This is a genomic window from Streptomyces ossamyceticus (assembly GCF_001418475.1).
In the GTDB taxonomy this organism is placed as follows: domain Bacteria; phylum Actinomycetota; class Actinomycetes; order Streptomycetales; family Streptomycetaceae; genus Streptomyces; species Streptomyces ossamyceticus.
Window position 1 is genome coordinate 1 of sequence record NZ_LIQX01000145.1, and the last position, 3,632, is coordinate 3,632.

Below are 3,632 nucleotides of genomic sequence, written 5' to 3' on the forward strand. Positions count from 1 at the left end.
CGGGGTCGTGCGCGGCATCGGCGCGGCCGCGACCCCGTGCAGCGGTGTGCCCGGCCTGGGTGCCGTCTGAGCCATGGGAGCACTCCTTCCTTACCTCCCCCGCGACTGCCCGCCCCCGCTTACCAGGTCACACCTGGGGAGCCCCGTCGGCAAGTCGGAGTAAGGGAAAAACCTGGTCACGGCCGGGGGCCGGGATGCGCGGGGCGTGGCGGCGTGCTTCGCTGAGGGGCATGCGGATGCCGATGCCGCGTGCGCGCCGGGCGCCGGATCCCGTGGAGCGGCAGCAGCTGCTGCGGGTACACGGTCGCAGCGTCGCCTGGCTTCCGCCGCTGATGGTTCTCTGCGCCGTCCCCGCCCTCGACTGGGTGACCAGCGGCGACTTCCGGGTCATCTCGTGGCTGGTGCTCGTCCCGGGGATCGCCGCCGCGGTCTGCGGGGTGTGGACGACGGCGCTGTTCGCGGTGCTGGCGATGATCGCGTACTACATGGTCGACAACGCCTGGCCGCACCAGTACCGCAGCGGTCTTCCCGACTTCATCCTTCTCGCCCTCGGCGGGGTGATGTCCGTCCTGGCCTGCGCGGTGCGGCTGCGCGGGCAGGAGCGGATGCTGCACATGCGGGCCGTCGTCGACACCACCCGCAAGATCCTGCTGCGCCAGCTGCCACCGCACGCCGGCGGCCTCGACCACGCCGAGGTGTATCTCGCGGCGGACAGCGAGGCCCGCGTCGGCGGCGACTTCTACGACATCCAGCCGAGCCCGCACGGCACGCGCGTCCTCGTCGGCGACGTCCAGGGCAAGGGCCTCGGGGCGGTGGAGGCGGCGTCCGTGCTGCTGGGCACGTTCCGGGAGGCCGCGTACTACGAGGCGGAACCCGGCACGGTGGCCGAACGGCTGGAGACCCGGATGATCCGCCACGTCCGCTACTGCGCCCATGTCGGCCGCGACGACGCGGAACGCTTCGCGACCGCCGTGCTCCTCGACTTCCCCGAGCTGCGCAGCGAGCGCACCGACTGGGGTCCCGACACGACGGGCCTCGACACCCTCACCGTCGACATCATCAACTTCGGCCACGAACCCCCGCTGCTGGTCTCCCCCGACGGTGTACGCGTCCTCGTGCTGGGCGACGGACTCCCGCTGGGCCTCAGCGAGTTGGAACCCACCAACCCGACGGGCCCACCGGCCGCCGGCGGACCGGGCTGTGTGGGCGTCACCGTGCGGCTCGCCCCCGACGAGGCGTTGCTGTTGGTCACCGACGGGGTGACGGAGGCGCGGGACGGGGACGGGGTGTTCTTTCCCCTGCGCGCCTATCTGAGCCGGGCGATCGCCGCCGATCCGCGTGCCGCGACCGACCCGGTCGCCCTCGTGCGCCTCGTCCACGACGGCGTCCTCGGTCACACGGGCGGGTATCTCGACGACGACACGACGATCTTCGCGGTGCGCCGCGGCACCGGCACCGGACGTGCCCCCGGCGCCACCGAGGTCCCCTGACCGGAACCTCCCTCGACAGGGCGATCCCACCCGGTCCTTTCCCCGTTTGCACGCGCAGCGGTTACGGTGCTGGCTGGCGTACGTGATCGATGGGGAGGGAACCGATGCCCGGAACCGTGCTGCTGCTCGCGGCCTCGCCCGTGGGCAAGGGGTGCCTGGTGGACGCGGCCTCCGTGCTTCCCGTGCTCGCGGCCGTCTCGCCCGAGGTCCTGTCCGGCACGGGTACGGCGAACGTCGTCGAACTCGCCGACCCCCTGGAGCCGCAGGCCGTCCTCACCCGGCTGCGGGCGGCGGCCACAGCGCCCGGCCCGCTCACCGTGTACCTCACCGGGCAGCTGCAACTCGACCGCAAGCAGCGGCTCGTGCATCTCGCGCTGGCCCGCACCACCCCGGCGACCGTGCGCTACACCGCGTTCCCCTGGCACTGGATGGTCGAGGAACTCCGGCTGCGCGCGCCCGGATCCACGACACTGTTCCTCGATCTGCACGCCGACGCGGAGGTGTGGCGGCAACTGGCGGGGCGGCCGTTGCCGGTCGGCCCGCGGGTGAACGTGTACGGGCGGATCGCGCCGCCGCCGTCCCGGCGGGGCGTGGCCGTACCGCAGTACATGAAGGCCCTCGCGACGATACTGCGCAGCGGACAGCGCCTGCCTCCCACGGTCCTGCACGAGCAGGTGCTGCTGCGGACGACGGAGTACGGGGACATCCTCCTGGCCCAGGACGCGGGGGCCGCCGGCGGCGGGCCGCAGGGAGACCCGGTCGCCGTCCTGCCCGAGCCGGCCATGGTCCTGTCCGAGCAGGTCGTCGTCCTGCCCGAGCCGCCCACCGGTGTGCCGAACGCACGGACCGGGGGCGCGGAGGCGGGGAAAGCCGAGGCCAGGGGCACGGATGCCGGGGGTGTGGAGGCCGGGGGCGCGGAGGCCGACGATCCTCATCTCGCCATCACGACCGCCGTGCAGGACGGGCGGCACGCCGAGGCCGACGCTCTCGCCGCCCGGTGGGAGGAGGCCGCCCGGCGCGCGTTCGGGGCGGGGACGGCACAGGAGCTGCACTGGCGTGAGGTGCGGGCCGACCTGGCGATGTTCGCCGGGGACGCGGCGCGCAGTTGCGAGACCTGGATGGGCGTGGCCGAGGCGCGGCTGGCCACGGGGCAGGACGTGCGGGACCCGGCGGTCGAGGCGGCCGTCGACCGGGCCCACCACCAGTGGGGCCAGATCGGTGACCCGCGGCGGGCCGGTGAACTGGGGCTGCGGCTGGTCGAGTTGCGGAGCCGGGTGCCGGGGCGGCGGGAAGGGGCGCTGGACCATGTACGGCAGCACCTCGCCGAGTTGAGGTCGGCCCAGCACGTACCCGGTTAGTCGAGCCGGGCCGATGAGCCGTCGTTCCGTTCGTCGTAGATCGATGAGCCGTCGATCAGAGCGCGCGCGGGGCCGACCTCGGAGGGGGAGTTGTGCGAGGTCACACCGATGATGTGCCCCCGCACGTCGATCACTTAAGCGGGCGCGGATCCGGATCGGATCGGAGCTTGATCGGAGTTTGCTCCGAAACCGGTCAAGCCTCGGTAAAAAGCACCTCCCCTCGCCAACCGTTCACACCGCCTCCGCATCAGTGGGGCGCGGGGAGCCGCACCCTGAACCACGCGCCGTCGCCGGAGGGTTCGAGGAGCACCGTGCCGCCGTGGGCCGTCGCGATCGCGGTGACGATGCTGAGGCCGAGTCCGCTGCCCGGTGCCTTGGTTGCCTCGCCGCGGACGAAGGGCTCGAAGAGGCGGGCGCGGAGTTCCCGAGGGATGCCGGGGCCGTCGTCCATGACCTCGATGACGCGGTAGCCGTCCTCCGTGCCGAGGCCCAGCGTGGTGGTGGTGCCGGGCGGGGTGTGGACGCGGGCGTTGTTCAGCAGGTTGGCGACGAGCTGGTGCAGACGGAGCGGGTCGCCGGTGACGGTGTGGTCGCCGGGCGCGAGGAGCAGCCGTACGGGGTGGTCGGGGTGGCAGTCCCGGGCGGCGGAGGCGGCGTCGCGGCAGAGCTGGGCGAGGTCCACGCAGGTCAGTTGCAGGGGTTGGCCGAGGTCGAGGCGGGTGAGCAGGACGAGTTCGTCGATGAGGGTGCTCATCCGGCCGACCTCGGTGGCGATCCGGCCGAG

Annotated in this window: 4 protein-coding genes; 2 read left to right on the forward strand and 2 right to left on the reverse strand. The window is 73.1% G+C overall.

Annotation, left to right across the window (positions count from 1 at the left end; all coding sequences use genetic code 11):
- Nucleotides 1–230: 230 nt before the first annotated feature.
- On the forward strand, nt 231–1,490 hold the full coding sequence (locus AOK15_RS12460; RefSeq protein ID WP_055515896.1) for a PP2C family protein-serine/threonine phosphatase: 1,260 nt from the start codon (nt 231–233) through the stop codon (nt 1,488–1,490).
- Between the two features lie 104 nt (nt 1,491–1,594).
- The gene (locus AOK15_RS12465) at nt 1,595–2,848 is read left to right on the forward strand and encodes a hypothetical protein (RefSeq protein ID WP_055515897.1); all 1,254 of its coding nucleotides are present in this window, start codon (nt 1,595–1,597) and stop codon (nt 2,846–2,848) included.
- On the opposite strand, the gene AOK15_RS48295 is transcribed toward AOK15_RS12465, so the two are convergent.
- Together AOK15_RS48295 and AOK15_RS46700 are read right to left on the reverse strand one after the other, a co-directional pair.
- Nucleotides 2,845–2,973: a hypothetical protein gene (locus AOK15_RS48295; protein ID WP_276206207.1), complete on the reverse strand. Its 129-nt coding sequence runs from the start codon at nt 2,971–2,973 to the stop codon at nt 2,845–2,847. The genes AOK15_RS12465 and AOK15_RS48295 overlap by 4 nt on opposite strands.
- Before the next feature lie 122 nt (nt 2,974–3,095).
- Nucleotides 3,096–3,632: sensor histidine kinase (locus tag AOK15_RS46700; protein WP_240508402.1), on the reverse strand; the 537-nt coding region annotated here is incomplete at its 5' end.